The 17,127-nt window shown below is 73.9% G+C and carries 15 protein-coding genes and 1 pseudogene; 12 read left to right on the top strand and 4 right to left on the bottom strand.

The genetic code is table 11. The annotated features are described in order from the left end of the window. From ACSNOH_RS24615 to ACSNOH_RS24600, 4 genes are all read left to right on the top strand, one after another. Positions 1-1,096 (top strand): ABC transporter ATP-binding protein (locus tag ACSNOH_RS24615; RefSeq protein WP_436723609.1); only part of this gene is annotated, 1,096 nt, incomplete at its 5' end. 83 nt (positions 1,097-1,179) lie between these two features. Then, positions 1,180-2,226, top strand: coding sequence for an ABC transporter ATP-binding protein (locus ACSNOH_RS24610; RefSeq protein WP_436723611.1), 1,047 nt, complete (start codon positions 1,180-1,182; stop codon positions 2,224-2,226). A gap of 38 nt (positions 2,227-2,264) precedes the next feature. Then, positions 2,265-2,924: a trimeric intracellular cation channel family protein gene (locus tag ACSNOH_RS24605; RefSeq protein WP_436723608.1), complete on the top strand. Its 660-nt coding sequence runs from the start codon at positions 2,265-2,267 to the stop codon at positions 2,922-2,924. Between the two features lie 79 nt (positions 2,925-3,003). After that, positions 3,004-3,837, top strand: coding sequence for a thioesterase family protein (locus ACSNOH_RS24600; RefSeq protein WP_436723607.1), 834 nt, complete (start codon positions 3,004-3,006; stop codon positions 3,835-3,837). A 38-nt stretch (positions 3,838-3,875) separates the two neighbouring features. Here ACSNOH_RS24600 and ACSNOH_RS24595 read toward each other — a convergent pair whose 3' ends face one another. Continuing rightward, positions 3,876-4,466 carry a TIGR03086 family metal-binding protein gene (locus tag ACSNOH_RS24595; RefSeq protein WP_436723606.1) on the bottom strand — a complete coding sequence of 197 codons (591 nt, stop codon included), beginning with the start codon at positions 4,464-4,466 and terminating at the stop codon, positions 3,876-3,878. Between the two features lie 105 nt (positions 4,467-4,571). On the opposite strand from ACSNOH_RS24595, the gene ACSNOH_RS24590 reads away from it, so the two are divergent. Next, complete coding sequence (locus ACSNOH_RS24590) at positions 4,572-5,570, top strand: helix-turn-helix transcriptional regulator (RefSeq protein WP_436723605.1); 999 nt, start codon at positions 4,572-4,574, stop codon at positions 5,568-5,570. Between the two features lie 13 nt (positions 5,571-5,583). Continuing rightward, entirely contained in the window at positions 5,584-6,753 is a 1,170-nt protein-coding gene (locus ACSNOH_RS24585) for a cysteine desulfurase family protein (RefSeq protein ID WP_436723604.1), read from the top strand. Here the strand turns inward: ACSNOH_RS24585 and ACSNOH_RS24580 are convergent. After that, a complete protein-coding gene (locus tag ACSNOH_RS24580) occupies positions 6,746-7,435 on the bottom strand; it encodes an N-acetylmuramoyl-L-alanine amidase (RefSeq protein WP_436723603.1) in 690 nt (229 codons plus the stop codon). The genes ACSNOH_RS24585 and ACSNOH_RS24580 overlap by 8 nt on opposite strands. 348 nt (positions 7,436-7,783) lie before the next feature. On the opposite strand from ACSNOH_RS24580, the gene mnmA reads away from it, so the two are divergent. Then, entirely contained in the window at positions 7,784-8,944 is a 1,161-nt protein-coding gene (gene mnmA, locus ACSNOH_RS24575; protein WP_436723602.1) for a tRNA 2-thiouridine(34) synthase MnmA, read from the top strand. A 31-nt stretch (positions 8,945-8,975) separates the two neighbouring features. Here the strand turns inward: mnmA and ACSNOH_RS24570 are convergent, their stop codons facing one another. Beyond that, on the bottom strand, positions 8,976-9,560 hold the full coding sequence (locus ACSNOH_RS24570; RefSeq protein WP_436723601.1) for a hypothetical protein: 585 nt from the start codon (positions 9,558-9,560) through the stop codon (positions 8,976-8,978). A 224-nt stretch (positions 9,561-9,784) separates the two neighbouring features. On the opposite strand from ACSNOH_RS24570, the gene ACSNOH_RS24565 reads away from it, so the two are divergent. The 5 genes from ACSNOH_RS24565 (at position 9,785) to ACSNOH_RS24545 (ending at position 16,996) form a co-directional block, all read left to right on the top strand. Continuing rightward, positions 9,785-10,324 (top strand): TIGR00730 family Rossman fold protein, encoded by a 540-nt coding sequence (locus ACSNOH_RS24565; RefSeq protein ID WP_436723600.1) that lies wholly within the window; start codon positions 9,785-9,787, stop codon positions 10,322-10,324. Positions 10,325-10,370: 46 nt separating this feature from the next. After that, positions 10,371-11,060 (top strand): SDR family oxidoreductase, encoded by a 690-nt coding sequence (locus tag ACSNOH_RS24560; protein WP_436723599.1) that lies wholly within the window; start codon positions 10,371-10,373, stop codon positions 11,058-11,060. Between the two features lie 167 nt (positions 11,061-11,227). Further along, positions 11,228-12,229: a methionine synthase gene (locus ACSNOH_RS24555; RefSeq protein WP_436723610.1), complete on the top strand. Its 1,002-nt coding sequence runs from the start codon at positions 11,228-11,230 to the stop codon at positions 12,227-12,229. Positions 12,230-12,237: 8 nt separating this feature from the next. Further along, positions 12,238-14,535 carry an NAD-dependent DNA ligase LigA gene (gene ligA, locus ACSNOH_RS24550; protein ID WP_436723598.1) on the top strand — a complete coding sequence of 766 codons (2,298 nt, stop codon included), beginning with the start codon at positions 12,238-12,240 and terminating at the stop codon, positions 14,533-14,535. A 370-nt stretch (positions 14,536-14,905) separates the two neighbouring features. Continuing rightward, the gene (locus tag ACSNOH_RS24545; protein ID WP_436723597.1) at positions 14,906-16,996 is read left to right on the top strand and encodes a putative bifunctional diguanylate cyclase/phosphodiesterase; all 2,091 of its coding nucleotides are present in this window, start codon (positions 14,906-14,908) and stop codon (positions 16,994-16,996) included. A 55-nt stretch (positions 16,997-17,051) separates the two neighbouring features. Here the strand turns inward: ACSNOH_RS24545 and ACSNOH_RS24540 are convergent. Continuing rightward, positions 17,052-17,127 (bottom strand): annotated as a pseudogene (locus ACSNOH_RS24540) (maleylpyruvate isomerase N-terminal domain-containing protein); the annotation flags it as partial.

Genomic DNA, 17,127 nt, shown 5'->3' with positions numbered 1-17,127 from the left:
CGCCCCCGGCCCGGGGGAGCCCCCCACCGCCTTCCTCGACGTGCGCGACCTGCGCATCCACTTCCCCACGGACGACGGCCTCGTCAAGTCCGTCGACGGGCTCTCCTTCCAGCTGGAGAAGGGCAGGACGCTCGGCATCGTCGGCGAGTCCGGCTCGGGCAAGTCGGTCACCTCGCTCGGCATCATGGGCCTGCACACCGTCGGCCAGTACGGGCGCCGCAAGGCCCGGATCTCCGGCGAGATCTGGCTCGACGGCAAGGAGCTGATGAGCGCCGACCCCGACGAGGTGCGGCGGCTGCGCGGCCGCGAGATGGCGATGATCTTCCAGGACCCGCTGTCCGCCATGCACCCGTACTTCACGATCGGCCACCAGATCGTCGAGGCGTACCGCGTCCACCACCCCGAGGCCGACAAGAAGACCGCCCGCAAGCGGGCCGTCGAGCTGCTGGACCGCGTCGGCATCCCGCAGCCCGACCGCCGCGTGGACGACTACCCCCACCAGTTCTCCGGCGGCATGCGCCAGCGCGCCATGATCGCCATGGCGCTGGTCAACAACCCCGAGCTGCTCATCGCGGACGAGCCGACCACCGCCCTGGACGTGACCGTCCAGGCGCAGATCCTCGACCTCATCCGCGACCTGCAGAAGGAGTTCGGCTCGGCCGTCATCGTCATCACCCACGACCTCGGCGTCGTCGCCGAGCTGGCCGACGACATCCTCGTCATGTACGGCGGCCGCTGCGTGGAGCGCGGCCCCGCCGAGAAGGTCTTCACCGAGCCCCGCCACCCCTACACCTGGGGCCTGCTCGGCTCCATGCCGCGCATCGACCGCGAGCAGACCGAGCGGCTGATCCCCGTCAAGGGCTCCCCGCCCAGCCTCATCACCATCCCCTCCGGCTGCGCCTTCAACCCGCGCTGCCCGTACGCCGACGTGCCCGCGGGCGGGATCACCCGCACGGAGCGGCCCGAGCTGCGCCTCGTCACGGGCGGCGGCGCGGGCTCACAAGGCCCCGGCGGCAGCCGCCACTGGTCCGCCTGCCACATGGCCGAGGAGGAGCGGACCCGCATCTGGACCGAAGAGATCGCGCCCAAGCTGTGACGGGCCGCGAGCACGACGAGCGCGACGAGCGCGACGAGTACGGCGAGGAACACGCGAACCATGCAGACCGTGAGGACCACGAGATGACGATTCCCGCGCAGCAGGCGCCGTCCGACGGGCCCGAGGCCCTCCTCACGGTCGAGGGCCTGGTCAAGCACTTCCCCATCGTCAAAGGGCTGCTGCGCCGCCAGGCCGGCGCCGTCCAGGCCGTGGACGGGCTGACCTTCGACGTCCGCACGGGGGAGACCCTGGGCGTGGTGGGGGAGTCCGGCTGCGGGAAGTCGACCATGGGGCGGCTGATCACCCGGCTGCTGGAGCCGACGGGCGGCCGGATCGCGTTCCAGGGCAAGGACATCAGCCACCTCGGTGTCTCCGGGATGCGCCCGCTGCGCCGCGATATCCAGATGATCTTCCAGGACCCGTACTCGTCGCTGAACCCCCGGCACACCGTCGGCACCATCGTCGGCGCGCCCTTCAGGCTGCAGGGCATCACGCCCGAGGGCGGGGTGAAGAAGGAGGTCCAGCGGCTGCTGGACCTGGTGGGCCTGAGCCCGGAGCACTACAACCGCTACCCCCACGAGTTCTCCGGCGGGCAGCGGCAGCGCATCGGCATCGCGCGGGCCCTCGCGCTCAAGCCGAAGCTCGTCGTCGCGGACGAGCCGGTCTCCGCGCTGGACGTCTCCATCCAGGCCCAGGTGGTCAACCTGCTCGACGACCTCCAGGACGAGCTCGGGCTCACGTACGTGATCATCGCGCACGACCTGTCGGTCATCCGCCACGTCTCGGACCGCATCGCCGTCATGTACCTCGGCAAGCTCGTGGAGCTCACCGACCGCACGTCGCTCTACACCAAGCCCATGCACCCGTACACCAAGGCGCTGCTCTCCGCGGTGCCGGTGCCCGACCCCAAGCGCCGCGCCAAGCGGGAGCGGATCCTGCTCAAGGGCGACGTGCCCTCGCCGATCTCGCCGCCGTCCGGCTGCCGCTTCCACACCCGCTGCTGGAAGGCGACCGAGGTGTGCAAGGTGCAGGAGCCGCCGCTGCTGGCGCTCGAAGCAGGCCACCAGGTGGCCTGCCACCACCCGGAGAACGCACCGGAGACGGCCGGGGCGAGGGCCGGCGGAGGGTGATCGTCCGTATCGGCTTCCGGGCTGAGTGAGAATGTCTCGTGCTCACCGACCTGTTCAGCCCCTCCGTCCAGCATTCGCTGGACATCGCCGGGATCTTCGTCTTCGCGATCTCCGGCGCCCTGCTCGCCGTGCGGAAGAACTTCGACGTCTTCGGCATGGCGGTCCTGGCGGAGGTCACGGCGCTGGGCGGCGGGCTGATCCGGGACGTGATCATCGGCGCCGTGCCGCCCGCGGCCTTCACCGACCTCGGCTACTTCCTCACCCCGCTGCTCGCCACCGTGATCGTGTTCTTCCTGCACCCGGAGGTCGAGCGGATCACCAAGGCCGTGGGGGTGTTCGACGCCGCGGGGCTCGGGCTGTTCTGCGTCACCGGCACGGTCAAGGCCTACGGGCACGGGCTCGGGCTCGTCTTCGCCGCGACGCTCGGGCTCGCCACGGCGGTCGGCGGCGGCGTGCTGCGCGACATACTCGCCCACGAGGTGCCGTCGCTGCTGCGCTGGGACCGCGACCTGTACGCCGTGCCGGCCATGGTCGGCGCCGCGCTGGCCGCGCTGCTGCTCCGCTTCGGCGCGCTGGACGGGGCGGCGTACGCGGTGCCCGTGGTGACGGCGTTCGTGCTGCGGCTGCTCGCGATGCGCTTCCACTGGCGGGCGCCGCGGGCGTGGCACCGGCGGAGCGCGGCCACCGAAGAGGTGTGACGGCGGGCGGGGCAGGTCTGTTGTTGATCCTTCACTCAGAACCTACCGGTCAGTAACCCGCGGGTGTAGCGTGACCGCCATGGCACAGGCAACCATCGGTGACAGCGAATTCGACCGCGACACCGCGCTGACCCCGCGCGGCCCCGGCGTGCACGACGCCGCCCTTCCCGCCGGGTGGACCATCGGCGGAGCGGTCAACGGCGGCTTCCTCCTCGCCCTGCTCGGCCGGGGCCTCGCGGCGGAGCTGCCCCACCCCGACCCGTTCACCGTCACCGCGCACTACCTGTCCGTCAGCCGGCCCGGCCCCGCCGTCGTCCGCACGCAGACCGTGCGCACCGGCCGCGCCCTCTCCACCGGCCAGGCCTCCCTCCTGCAGTACGACGAGGACGGCGGCGAGGTCGAGCGGATCCGCGTCCTCGCCACCTACGGCGACCTCGGCGCCCTCGGCGACGACGTCCGCACCACGGCCAAGCCGCCGGCTCTCCCCCCGTACGAGCACTGCCTCGGCAAGGAGCACGACGACGGCTCCCACCCGCTCTCCGAGATCGCCCGCCGCCTCGACATCCGCCTCGACCCGGCGACGTCCGGCTGGGCGACCGGCAAGCCCAGCGGCCGCGGCGAGATGCGCGGCTGGTTCGGGCTCGCGGACGGGCGCCCCATGGACCCGCTCGCCCTGCTCCTCGCCGTCGACGCCCTGCCGCCCACGACGTTCGAGATGGGCCTGACCGGCTGGGTGCCCACCGTCGAGCTGACCGCCCACGTCCGCTGCCGGCCCGCCCCCGGCCCCGTCCGCATCGCCATCACCACGCGCAACCTCGCGGGCGGCTTCCTGGAGGAGGACGCCGAGGTCTGGGACAGCGAGGACCGCCTCGTCGCCCAGTCCCGGCAGCTGGCGGCCGCGCCGCGGCGCTGAGGACGGGGGGTCCGGGGGTCCGGGGGCTTTTACGGGGCCTACGCCACGTCCCGCCCCAGCCACGCCGCCAGCCGCGTGTACGCGTCCGCGCCCTCGGGCGCGGGCCGCACCGGCCCGAACGGCACCTCCTCGCCCCGCCGGTCCGCCGGCAGGAACCGCTGCGCCCAGCCCAGCGCCAGCTCGGCCAGCTCCTGATCCAGGGGCAGCGGGTGCCCCAGCGCCTGCGACAGGTCCCAGGCGTGCGTGACGCTCTCCAGCACCATGCCCGACGTCAGGAACACGGCGCCGGGGAACGTCCCCCACTCCACGGTCACCGGGCGCTCCAGCGTCGCGTCGTCCGCCCAGGCCGCCGCCAGCCGCGCCCGCGCCGCCCCGTAGGCCCGGCCCCAGCCGTCGTCCGCGACGCCGGTGGGCGGCTTGCTCCACTCCACCGCGCCGGTCTCGCCCAGCTGCGCGCCGTCCTGCAGGCCGGCCACCAGGTGCCCGAGCAGCGCCCGCACGTCGAACTCCTCGCACGGCGTCGGGTCCCCGAGCCGCTCCGCGGGCACGGCGTCGATCAGGGCCGCGACCTGGGCGACGGCGCGGTCCATCAGGGGGCGGGGGTCGGTGAGGGCGGCCGGGCTGGTCATGTGCGACTCCGAAAGATCGTCGGTCCGGGAACACGCAGAGCATCCCGCCATAACCTGACAACCCCCGTCAGCTTTTCCGCCGCGCCCGCACGTCATCCTTGACCGGTGAAATCCGACCGCCTGCTGGCGATCCTCCTGCTCCTCCAGACCCGCGGCCGCGTGCCCGCGCGCGAACTGGCCGACCGCATGGAGGTGTCCGTCCGCACCGTCTACCGCGACGTCGAGTCCCTGTCCGCCGCCGGCGTGCCCGTCTACGCCGAGCGCGGCCGGCACGGCGGCATCGCGCTGCTGCCCGGCTACCGCACCGACGTCACGGGCCTCACCGCCGACGAAGCCCGCGCCCTGTTCGTCCTCGCCACCCGCAGCACGCTCGCCGACCTCGGCCTCGACGGCGCCCTCGGCTCCGCCCTGCGCAAGGTCATGGCCGCCCTGCCCGCCCCGCACCGCCCCGCCGCCGAGGCCACCAGCCGCCGCATCCTCGTCGACCCCGTCCGCTGGCTGGGCGGCCCCGCGGCCGCGCCCGCCGTCGACGCCGGCGAACTGCACAGCGCCGTCCTCACCGACCGGCGGCTGCGCCTGCGCTACCGCCACGGCGGGCAGGAAGCGCCCCGCACGTACACCGTCGACCCCTACGGCCTCGTCGCCAAGGCCGGCGTCTGGTACCTCGTCGCCGACCGGCGGGCCCGCCCCCGGCTCTTCCGCGCCGACCGCGTGGCCGCCCTGACCGTCACCAAGGACGCGGTGCGCCGCCGGGCGGGCGTGGAGCTCGCCGACGCGTGGGAGGTGCTGCGGCGCGAGGTCGAAGAGCGCCCGGCGGACGTCCGGGTGACCGCCACGGTGCGCCGCGCGCGCCTCGACATGTTCCTGCGCCTCCTCGGCCCCATGGTGGCCGCCCCGCCCTCCGCCGGCGACCCCGCCACCGTCGAACTCCTCCTCACCGAACACCGCGCCGCCCGCGCCCTGCTGTCCTTCGGCCCCGACGTCGAGGTCCTCTCCCCCGAGGAGGTCCGCGCGGACCTGGCGGAGGTGGCCGCGGCGACCGCGGAGCTCTACGGACGGCCCCGGGCCGGAACGCCCGGTACTGTTGCGGACCCGGCCTCGTAGAATCGTGCCCACCATGGCCTACCTCGACCACGCCGCCACCACCCCGATGCTCCCGGAGGCGGTGCAGGCGATGACCGCCCAGCTCGCCCTCACCGGCAACGCCTCCTCGCTGCACGCCGCCGGGCGGCGGGCGCGCCGCACCGTCGAGGAGGCGCGCGAGTCCCTCGCCGCGGCGCTCGGCGCCCGCCCCAGCGAAGTCGTCTTCACCGCGGGCGGCACCGAAGCGGACAACCTCGCCGTCAAGGGCCTGTACTGGGCGCGCCGGGCCGCCGACCCCGCCCGCACGCGCGTCCTCACCAGCCCCGTCGAGCACCACGCCGTGCTCGACGCCGTCGACTGGCTCGCCACGCACGAGGGCGCGACCGTCGAGTACCTCCCCGTCGACTCCTACGGGCGGGTCCGTCCCGACGCCCTGCGCGAGGCCATAGCCCGTGACCCCGGCGACGTCGCCCTCGCCACGGTGATGTGGGCCAACAACGAGATCGGCACGATCATGCCGGTCCGCGAACTGGCCGACGTGGCCGCCGAGTTCGGCGTGCCCCTGCACGCCGACGCCGTGCAGGCCTTCGGCCAGCTGGACATCGGCTTCGCCGCCTCCGGGCTCGCCGCCATGACCGTCAGCGGGCACAAGATCGGCGGGCCGTACGGCATCGGCGCGCTCCTCCTCGGCCGCCAGTACGCGCCCGTGCCGCTGCTCCACGGCGGCGGCCAGGAGCGCCACGTGCGCTCCGGCACGCTCGACGTGCCCGCAGTCGCCGCCTTCGCCGTCGCCGGCGAGCTCGCCGCCGCGCGGCGCGCGGACTTCGCCCGCGAGGTCGGCGCCCTGCGCGACGAACTGATCGCCGGGGTGCGGGCCGCCGTGCCGGACGCCGTCCTCGGCGGCGACCCCGACCCCGCCGGCCGGCTTCCCGCCAACGCCCACTTCTCCTTCCCCGGCTGCGAGGGCGACTCCCTGCTGCTCCTCCTCGACGCCCAGGGCATCGAGTGCTCCACGGGCTCCGCCTGCACCGCCGGCGTCGCCCAGCCGAGCCACGTCGTCCTCGCCACGGGCACCGACGCGGAGCTGGCCCGCGGCACGCTCCGCTTCTCCCTGGGGCACACGTCCACCGCGGCGGACGTGGCGGCGGTCGTGGAGGCCATCGGGCCGGTGGTGGAGCGGGCCCGCTCGGCGGGCCTCAGCTAGCGGCTTCCCTCTCACGTGCCACGAGCCGCAGGTACCGCTCCCAGTCCCAGTGGGGGCCGGGGTCGGTGTGATCCGTCCCCGGCACCTCGGAGTGGGCCACGATGTGGGTGCGGTCGACGGGGATCTCGTACCGGGCGCAGATGCCGGCCGCGAGGCGGGCGGAAGCGGCGTACATGGCGTCCGTGAAGTCCGCCGGGCGGTCGACGTAGCCCTCGTGCTCGATGCCGACGCTCCGCTCGTTGAACCGGCGGTTCCCCGAGTGGAAGGCCACGTCCAGCTCGCGGACGGTCTGCGCGACGTGCCCGTCCTTGCGCACGACGTAGTGCGCGGCGGCCTCGTGCAGGGGATCGCGGAAGACGCGGAGGGCGTCGCCGAAGCTGCCCTGGACGACGTGGACGACGATGCGGTCGATCGTGTAGTCGTCCGGCCGCGACGCGCGCCGCCAGTTCGCCGACGACGCGGCGACCCACTGGGCGCCGGGGTGGTCGAGCGCGCCGTCCGTGCGCGGCCTCTCCCGCCCGGAAGCCCGCCACCACCAGCGCTCGATCTCGTCACGGCCGGCGTACGCGCCGGTGGCGGCGGCGAGGAGGCCGGCGCCGGCTCCGGCGACCACCTTCCGCCGCGAGATCCGCTCCCCGCCCACGTGTGCCCCCCTGCTGTGCGTGTTCCCCTCACCCCCCAAAACGCGCCCGCCCCTCCGGCCGGTTCCGGGGCCGACCTGGTCGGCCTGCGGGCGGCGGGGGCGCCGGCCCAGGCAAGATCGTTCGGGCCCGGCCCGTTCCTCCCGCCGCAGCGGCGAGCAACCGGGACGGCGCTGTCCGGCGGTGCCCGGCCGGCATCAGGCCGTCCGGCACCGCCGGCCACCACCGCGGTGGTGGCGCGCCGTCGCGGCGGAGGGGGTGTGCCGGCCCGGCAAGATCCCTGGGCCCGGCAAGATCCCTGCCATGGCGGGGGCCCGCCGTCGTCCGGGCGCGGCCCAACGAAAACCCGGGCGCCGCGACGCGAGTCGCCCCCGTACTCTGGTAGGGCTATGACTGACTTCCCCGGTGCCCCCGATCCGAAGGCCCCCCGCACGCGGCTGCGCGTGCTCGCTGCCATGTCCGGCGGGGTGGACTCCGCCGTCGCCGCGGCCCGCGCCGCCGAGGCCGGGCACGACGTGACCGGCGTGCACCTCGCGCTGTCCGCGAATCCGCAGTCGTTCCGGACGGGCGCCCGCGGCTGCTGCACGATCGAGGACTCCCGCGACGCCCGCCGCGCCGCGGACGTGATCGGCATCCCGTTCTACTGCTGGGACCTGGCGGAACGCTTCCGCGAGGACGTCGTCGAGGACTTCGTCGCCGAGTACGAGGCCGGGCGCACGCCCAACCCCTGCCTCCGCTGCAACGAGAAGATCAAGTTCGCGGCGCTGCTGGACAAGGCGCTCGCCCTCGGCTTCGACGCGGTGTGCACGGGCCACTACGCCACGGTCGTGGTCAACGAGGACGGCACCCGCGAGCTGCACCGCGCCAGCGACATGGCGAAGGACCAGTCGTACGTCCTGGGCGTGCTGGACGACCGCCAGCTGGCCCACGCGATGTTCCCGCTGGGCGACACGGTCACCACGAAGGAAGAGATCCGCGCGGAGGCCGAGCGCCGCGGCCTGGCCGTGGCGAAGAAGCCGGACAGCCACGACATCTGCTTCATCGCCGACGGGGACACGCAGGGCTTCCTGGCGAAGCGCCTGGGCAAGGCGGAGGGCGACATCGTGGACGAGGCCGGTAACAGGCTGGGCACGCACGAGGGCGCCTACGGCTTCACGATCGGCCAGCGCAAGGGCCTGCGCATCGGCCACCCGGCACCGGACGGCAAGCCGCGCTACGTCCTGGACATCTCGCCTGTGAACAACACGGTCACCGTGGGCCCCGCCGAGGCCCTGGACGTCTCGGCCCTCACTGCGATCAAGCCCCGCTGGTGCGGCACCGCCCCGGCCGGCCCCGGCACGTACACCGCGCAGCTGCGCGCCCACGGCGGCGAGACCGAGGTGAGCGCGGAGCTGGTGGACGGCGAGCTGCACGTCACCTTCGCCGAGCCCGTCCGCGGCGTGGCCCCCGGCCAGGCGATCGTCCTCTACGACGGCACGCGCGTGGTCGGCTCGGCGACGATCGCCACGACCGAACGGGCACGGGCCGCGCGGGCGGCGCAGAGCGCCTGACCCGCACGGCCCGTCAGCCCCGCGGCGGGGCTCAGTTCGACTTGGTGCGGGTCACGTTGGTGACCTCACACTTGCCGCTCACGCTGGTGCCCGCCTTCGGCACGTACACCTGAGAGACGTCCTGCGTGTCGGTCTTGCCCGGGCCGACGAACGGCATCGTGCGGTTGCGGGTGCCGATGAGCGTGCCGTTCGAGTCGGTGAACTTCACGGAGAACGTGTACGTGTAGGTGTCCGTGACGCTCGGGTTGGTGATGCTGATCTTCGCCGTGATGCCCCGGGCGTCGCTGTAGTCACAGCTGGAGATCTTCAGGTCGCGCGAGGCGCTCGCGCTGCTGCCGCCGGTGGTGGTGCCGCCCGAGGTGAGGCCGCTGGTGGACGAGCCGGTGGTGGAGCCGCTCGTCGTGCTGCCGGTCGTGCCGCCCGTGGTGAGGCCGCCGTCCGTGCTCGTGGAGCCGCCGCTCGTGCCGCCCGTCGTCGTGGTACCGCCCGAGGTGGAGCTGCTGTGGTGGCTGGAGCTGCCGCCGCTGCAGCCGCCGCCGTGGTGCCCGCGGGCTCCGGTCAGAGCGACGACGGCGATCCCGAAGACGGCGGCCGCGCGGACATGACGAAGCTTCACTGGAAAATTCCCCCGATGAACTGGCTGGAAACAGCGCCTGTTGACGCCCGGCTGACGAGTGCACGTCACGCTAACAGCGCTCTTACAAGGCGCCAAACCAGGCCGCTCCCTGTGACGAACCCGCAACCGAACGGGGCCGTAACCGCGACAGGAAACGGTCCGAAAACCGCCCACAGGGACCCGGGCGGTACGACCCCGCACGGACGGCACGTACGGTGGCGTTCATGAACATCGCCGTCTTCTGCTCCGCCGCCGACCTGGACGCCCGCTACACCGCCCCCGCCCGCGAGTTCGCCGAACTCATCGGCCGCGGCGGGCACACGCTCGTGTGGGGCGGCTCGGACTGCGGCCTGATGAAGGTCATGGCCGACGGCGTGCAGGAGAGCGGCGGCCGGCTCGCCGGCGTCTCGGTCGGCTTCCTCGCCGCGCGGGCGCGCGAGAACGCCGACGAGATGGTCATCGCCCGCGACCTCGCCGAGCGCAAGGCGCAGTTGCTCGCCCGCGCCGACGCCGTCGTCGTCATGGTGGGCGGCACCGGCACGCTCGACGAGGCGACGGAGATCCTGGAGCTGAAGAAGCACGGCCTGCACGACAAGCCCGTCGTCCTGCTCAACACGGCCGGCTTCTACGACGGCCTCAAGGCGCAGTTCCAGCGCATGGAGGACGAGGGCTTCCTGCCCCTGCCGCTGACCTCCCTCGTCTTCTTCGCGGAGGACGGCCTGGGCGCGATGGCGTACCTGGAGGAGTCCGCGGGCCTGCGCTAGCCCCGGCGCCGCGCACCGGCCCCCGGCGTAAGGCAAGCTGGCTCCCATGGCAACACATCTGATCACCGGGGCCGGCTCCGGCATCGGGGCGGCGGTCGCGCGCCGGCTCCTCGACCGCGGCGACGAGGTCCACCTCTTCGCGCGGGACGCGGGCCGGGCCAAAGAGCTGGCCGCCGCGTTCCCCGGCGCCCGCACGCTCGTGGCCGACCTGTCCAACCCGGACCGGCTCTCCTGGGCCCTCGACAAGCAGCCGCTGCCCGACCGCGTCGACACCCTCCTGCACATCGCGGGCGTCGTCGAACTCGGCGCCGTCGGCGAGCTCACGCCGAAGACCTGGAACAGCACCCTCGCCGCCAACCTGGTCTCCCCGGCGGAGCTGACCCGGCTGTTCCTGCCGCAGCTGCGCGTGTCGAAGGGACACGTCCTCTTCGTCAACTCCGGCGCCGGGCTGAACGCCCACGCCACCTGGAGCGCGTACGCCGCGAGCAAGCACGGCCTGAAGGCGCTCGCGGACTCCCTGCGCGCCGAGGAGCACGCGTCCGGCGTGCGCGTGACCAGCGTCTACCCGGGCCGCACCGCGACCCCGATGCAGGCGAAGGTGCACCAGCAGGAAGGCAAGCCGTACGACCCGGCGCGGTGGATCGACCCCGAGTCGGTCGCGACGACGATCCTGCTCGCCATCGACCTTCCGCGCGACGCCGAGATCAACGACCTGTCGGTCCGGCCCGGCCGCTGACGGCGGCGGACCCCCGGGGCCGGACGCCCCGGGGGCATCCCGCACCCCCTTCCCGCTGCCCGGCTCGGCCTGCGCATCCGCCCCCGTGCGCCCCGTAGGCTTCCTGCGTGAGCGACAAGAGCAACAACGACGAGGGGACCGGCGGCCGCCCGCCGGCGACGGGGAAGATCTGGGGCGCCGGGGCGGCCACCGGCGTCGGGTCGATGCCCGGGGGCGACGCCCGCGAAGCCGCGAAGACCGTCACCGGGTCCCTGGAGACCCTGCCCCACCTGCCGGAGCTGCCCGCCCGCGGCCCCGGCGCCGACATGATCGGCCGCACCACCGGCCTCCTGGTGGACCTCTACGCGCACGTCGAGCCCAGCGGATGGCGCGTCAGCGACCGCCCCGGGCGCGACACCAAGCGCGCCCGCTCGTGGCTGGGCGAGGACCTCGACGCCCTGGAGGAGTACACCCAGGGCTACGAGGGCGCGCTCAAGGTCTCCGCCACCGGCCCCTGGACCCTCGCGGCCGCCCTGGAGCTGCGCGGCGGGGAGGCCGCCCTCGGCGACGCCGGCGCCTGCCGCGACCTCGCGGCCTCCCTCGCCGAGGGCCTGCGCGGCCACCTCGCCGACGTGCGGCGGCGCGTGCCCGGCGCCCGGATCGTGCTGCAGCTCGACGAACCCTCCCTGACCGCCGTCCTCACCGGCCGGGTCCGCACCGCCAGCGGCTACCGCACCTACCGGGCCGTCGACCGGGCCGTCGTCGAAGGCGCCCTGCGCGACCTCGTGACCGTCGCCCGCGAGGCCACCGGACAGGCGCCCGTCGTGCACACGTGCGCCCCCGGCGTGCCCTTCGCGCTGCTGCGCCGGGCCGGCTTCCAGGGCATCTCGTTCGATTTCTCGCTCTTCACCGAGCGTGAGGAAGAAGCGGTGGGAGAGGCGGTCGAGGCGGGCACCGCCCTCTTCGTGGGCGTGGTGCCCGGCACCGACGGCCCGTTGTCAGACCCTGCCGGTAGCGTCATGGGTGTCAGGACGCTGTGGCGCAGGCTGGGGCTGGCACCGGGGACCCTCGCGGAGTCCGTGGTCGTCACTCCCGCGTGCGGGCTCGCCGGCGCTTCGCCCGCATATGCCCGCACGGCCCTCGCGCACTGCGTCCGGGCGGCGAAATCACTCGCAGACAACCCTGAGTGACGGCGCTCATGGATCAACGGGAGGACGAGACGGTGGCTGTCGAACAGCAGGGCGGACGGCAGGGCGGAGAGCTCGCGGCGGGCTCCGCCGTGCCCGCGGAGGCGCGGGAGAAGCACGCGCTGCTGGCCGAGCAGATCGAGGAGCACCGCTTCCGGTATTACGTCAAGGACGCCCCCGTCATCAGCGACGCCGAGTTCGACAAGCTGCTGCGCTCGCTGGAGGCCCTGGAGGAGGAGCACCCGGAGCTGCGCACGCCGGACTCGCCCACCCAGAAGGTCGCCGGGGCCTACGAGACGGAGTTCACCGCCGTCGAGCACCGCGAGCGCATGCTCTCCCTCGACAACGCCTTCGACGACGAGGAGCTGGCCGCCTGGGCCGAGCGCATCGCCAAGGACATCGGCGGCGGCACCCCGTACCACTTCCTGTGCGAGCTCAAGGTCGACGGCCTCGCCGTCAACCTGACGTACGAGCACGGCCGCCTCACCCGCGCCGCCACCCGCGGCGACGGCCGCACCGGCGAGGACATCACGCCCAACGTCCGCACCATCGCCGAGATCCCCGACCGCCTCAAGGGCGACCGCGTCCCGGCCCTCGTCGAGGTCCGCGGCGAGGTCTACTTCCCCATGGAGAAGTTCGAGGCGCTCAACGCCGCCCTCGTGGAGGCCGGCAAGCCCCCCTTCGCCAACCCGCGCAACGCCGCCGCGGGCTCGCTGCGCCAGAAGGACCCGCGCGTCACCGCCACCCGGCCGCTGCACATGGTCGTCCACGGCGTCGGCGCGCGCGAGGGCTTCGCCATCGAGCGCCAGTCCCAGGCGTACGAGCTGCTGCGCGAATGGGGGCTGCCGACGGCGGCCCACGCCTCCGTCGTGAACGACCTGGCGGGCGTGCGCAAGTTCATCGCCCACTACGGCGAGCCCGATGTGCGCCACTCCATGGAGCACGAGATCGACGGCGTCGTCGTCAAGCTCGACGAGATCCCCCTCCAGGGCCGCCTCGGCTCCACCTCCCGCGCCCCCCGCTGGGCCATCGCCTGGAAGTACGCCCCCGAAGAGGTCAACACCAAGCTGGTCGACATCCGCGTGGGCGTCGGCCGGACGGGCCGGGTCACGCCGTACGCCGTGGTCGAGCCGGTCACGGTCGCCGGCTCCGAGGTCGAGTTCGCCACCCTCCACAACCAGGACGTCGTCAAGGCCAAGGGCGTCCTCATCGGGGACACCGTCGTGCTCCGCAAGGCCGGCGACGTCATCCCCGAGATCCTCGGCCCCGTGGCGGATCTGCGCGACGGCACGGAGCGCGAGTTCGTGATGCCCGCCCGGTGCCCCGAGTGCGGCACGGAGCTGCGGCCCATGAAGGAGGGCGACATCGACCTCCGCTGCCCCAACGCCCGCTCCTGCCCCGCCCAGATCCGCGAGCGCCTCTTCTACCTCGCCGGCCGGCAGTGCCTCGACATCGAGAACCTCGGCTACGTGGCCTCCACGGCGCTCACCCAGCCGCTGGAGCCCGCCGAGCCGCCCCTGCGGGACGAGGGCGACCTCTTCGGCCTGACCATCGAGCAGCTGCTGCCCATCAAGTCCTACGTCGTGGACCCCGACTCCGGCCTGCCCAAGCGCGATCCGAAGACCGGGGAGGAGAAGGTCGTCACCTTCTTCGCCAACCAGAAGGGCGAGCCGAAGAAGAACGCCCTCGCCATGCTGGCCAACATCGAGGCCGCCAAGCAGCGGCCGCTCGCCCGCATCATCAACGGCCTGTCCATCCGTCACGTCGGCCCGGTCTCGGCCGCCGTCCTCGCCCGCGAGTTCCGCTCCATCGACCGCATCGCCGAGGCGAGCGAGGAGGAGCTGGCCGCCGTCGAAGGCGTCGGCCCGATCGTCGCCGCCGCCGTCAAGGAGTGGTTCGCCGAGGACTGGCGCCGCGAGATCATCGAGAAGTGGCGGGCCGCCGGCGTCCGCATGGAGGAGGAGGCCGCCGAGGACGAGGGCCCGCGCCCGCTCGCCGGCCTCACCGTCGTCGTCACCGGCACCCTCTCCTCCTACACCCGCGACGGCGCCAAGGAGGCCCTGCAGAGCCGGGGCGCCAAGGTCACCGGCTCGGTGTCCAAGAAGACGGACTTCGTCGTCGTCGGCGACAACCCCGGCTCGAAGTACGACAAGGCCATGCAGCTGAAGGTCCCCGTCCTGGAGGAGGACGGCTTCGCCGTGCTCCTCGCCGACGGCCCCGACGCCGCACGCGAAGCGGCCGTTCCGCAAGAGGGCGCGGAAGCGGCCGGGGGCGCGGGCGAGGAGAAGAGCGCCGAAGGCGAGGCGTAGCGGACGGGGGGTGCGGGTAGCCCCTTCGCACCCCCCGCCGCGGCCTTTCCGCGGTCCCGCCGCAGCCCTGCCGCGGCCCCTCTGATCCCTCCGTCCCCTCCGTCCCCTCCGTCTCTCCTGCCGCCACCCGCCTCACGCGCGGCGGCACCGACCCCGGAAGGCAGGTCCGCACACCGGTCGCCACCCCAGCGGAGTAATGCCCGCATAGTCAGTGGGCATTACCCCTACAGCGCATACCAGATGGCTACAAGAGGCCGGATCCCGATCGGGCAACCGCTGCCGATCGCTGCCCGCCGTAGCCTTCTGCGGCCTACTGTTGAGATGTGCGCCTGCCGTGGCGCGGGCACCGCCGGCTGTGAGAGGGACGGGCATGAAACCCACCGACAGCGCCGAACCGGCATCCCGGCTGCGCCGGGTTCCTCCGCCCGCGCTGCCGACGGTCTGCATCGCCGCGGCGGCGCTCTCGCTCGCCGTGGGGATCTGCCGGGTGCTCAGCGCGGGCCACTCCGTCTTCCCCGGACGCACCGTCGGCTGGTCCCTGGCCGTCCTCACCGGCCTCATCGTCGCCCACCTCGTCGCCCTCGGGCGCGACCGCTGGTGGGGCGGCACCGGCTCCGGAGCCGCCCTCACCCTCGCCGTCCTGCTGCTCTACGGCTGGCTGCCCGCCGTCCTCATCAGCATCGCCGTCGTCCTGCTCGTCGCCACCGCCCGCCGCCACCGCTGGCGCCAGGCCTTACTCCACGGTGCCGTCGACATCCTCGGCATCGGCGCCGCCGGCCTCGCGCTCGCCGTGTGCGGCGTCGTCTCCACCGTCGAGGACCCCTGGATGCCCGACGAGTGGCCGCTCACCGCCGTCCCCGAAGTGGCCCTCGCCGCCTTCCTCTACCTCGCCGTCACCCGCGCCCTGCTCTGGTATTCCATGGCGCCCCGCGCCGGCCTCAGCACCATCGCCCGCACCGCCCTCGTCCGGCAGGCCCTCGTCGGCGGCGCCCTCCTCGGCATCGCCCCGCTGATCGCCGTCGTCGCCGACCACGCGCCGCTGCTGCTGCCGCTGTTCGCCGTCCCCCTCATCGCCCTCGACTCCACGCTGTGGATCGCCCGCGCCCGCGCCGAGGAGCAGCTGCGCGACCCGCTCACCGGCCTGCCCAACCGCCAGTGGCTCCTGGAGCGCACCTGGAGCGCCCTCGACGAGGCCGAGCGCGCCGGCACCCGCTCCGCGCTCGTCCTCATCGACCTCGACCGCTTCCGCTCCGTCAACGACACCCTCGGCCACCTCGCCGGGGACCGGCTGCTGCTGCAGATAGCCGAGCGGCTGCGGCTCGCCCTGCCGCGGGACGCGGAGGCGGCGCGGCTCGGCGGCGACGAGTTCGCGGTGCTGCTGCCCACCGCGGACTCCCTCACCGGCGCCCAGCGCGTGGCCCGGTCCCTGGTGGCCGCCCTCGGCTCCCCCCTCGACCTCGACGGGCTCACCCTCGTTCTGGAGGCCAGCGCCGGCGTCGCCGTCTACCCCGACCACGCCCTCGACGCCGAGGGGCTGTTGCGGCGCGCCGACGTCGCCATGTACCAGGCCAAGCGGGACCGCAGCGGCGTCGAGGTCTACGAGGCCCGGCGCGACGGCAACACCCCCGACCGGCTCGGGCTCCTCGGCGACCTGCGGCGCGCGCTCGACGCGGGCGACGTCGAGCTGCACTACCAGCCCAAGGTCGGCTTCGACGGGCACGTCGAGGGGCTGGAGGCGCTGGTGCGCTGGGTCCACCCCGAGCGGGGGCGGGTCTCGCCGGACGAGTTCATCGCCATCGCCGAGTCGTCCGGGCTGATGCCCCGCCTCACCGAGTACGTCCTGGAGACGGCCCTCGGCCAGGTCGCGAAGTGGCGCGCCATGGGCCTGGAGGTGCCGGTCGCCGTCAACGTCTCGCCGCGCGACGTCCACACCCCCGGGTTCGCGGGCTCCGTCGCGGCGCGGCTCGCCCGGCACGGGGTCCCTGCGGGGGCGCTGCAGCTGGAGATAACCGAGCACGTCCTGCTGGAGGACCCGCAGCGGGCGGCGGACACGCTCGCGGGGCTCACGGGGCACGGCGTGAAGATGTCCCTGGACGACTTCGGCACGGGCTATTCGTCGCTGGTCCACCTGCGCCGGCTCCCGGTGAGCGAGCTGAAGATCGACCGCTCGTTCGTGGCCCGGCTCGCCATCGACAACGAGGACGCGGAGATCGTCCGCTGCACGCTCGACCTCGCGCACTCGCTGGGGCTGCTCGTCGTCGCCGAGGGCGTCGAGGACGACGAGACCTGGGAGCGCCTGCGGGACCTGGGCTGCGACGCGGTCCAGGGCTGGCTCGTCGCCGCGGCCATGCCGCCGGACGAGACGACGGCCTGGCTCCGCCTGCGCAACGAGTCCGGCTGGCACCGCGAGTCGGACCGCGTCGCGACGTCCGTAGCCACGGAGGGGGATGCGGTCACGTAGGGGCTACGCCCGGCCCGGCACCGCCGGATTCCCCGGTGGGGGTTGCACGCCGTGGCGGCGGCACCCACAGCTGTTCGACGGCAAGGTGGTTGACGAGGTCGCGCACGGACCACTCGGTGCAGGGCGTCGGC

The organism is Streptomyces sp. URMC 127, assembly GCF_051386535.1.
GTDB lineage: Bacteria > Actinomycetota > Actinomycetes > Streptomycetales > Streptomycetaceae > Streptomyces.
This window is presented reverse-complemented; position numbering and strand designations above follow the sequence as displayed.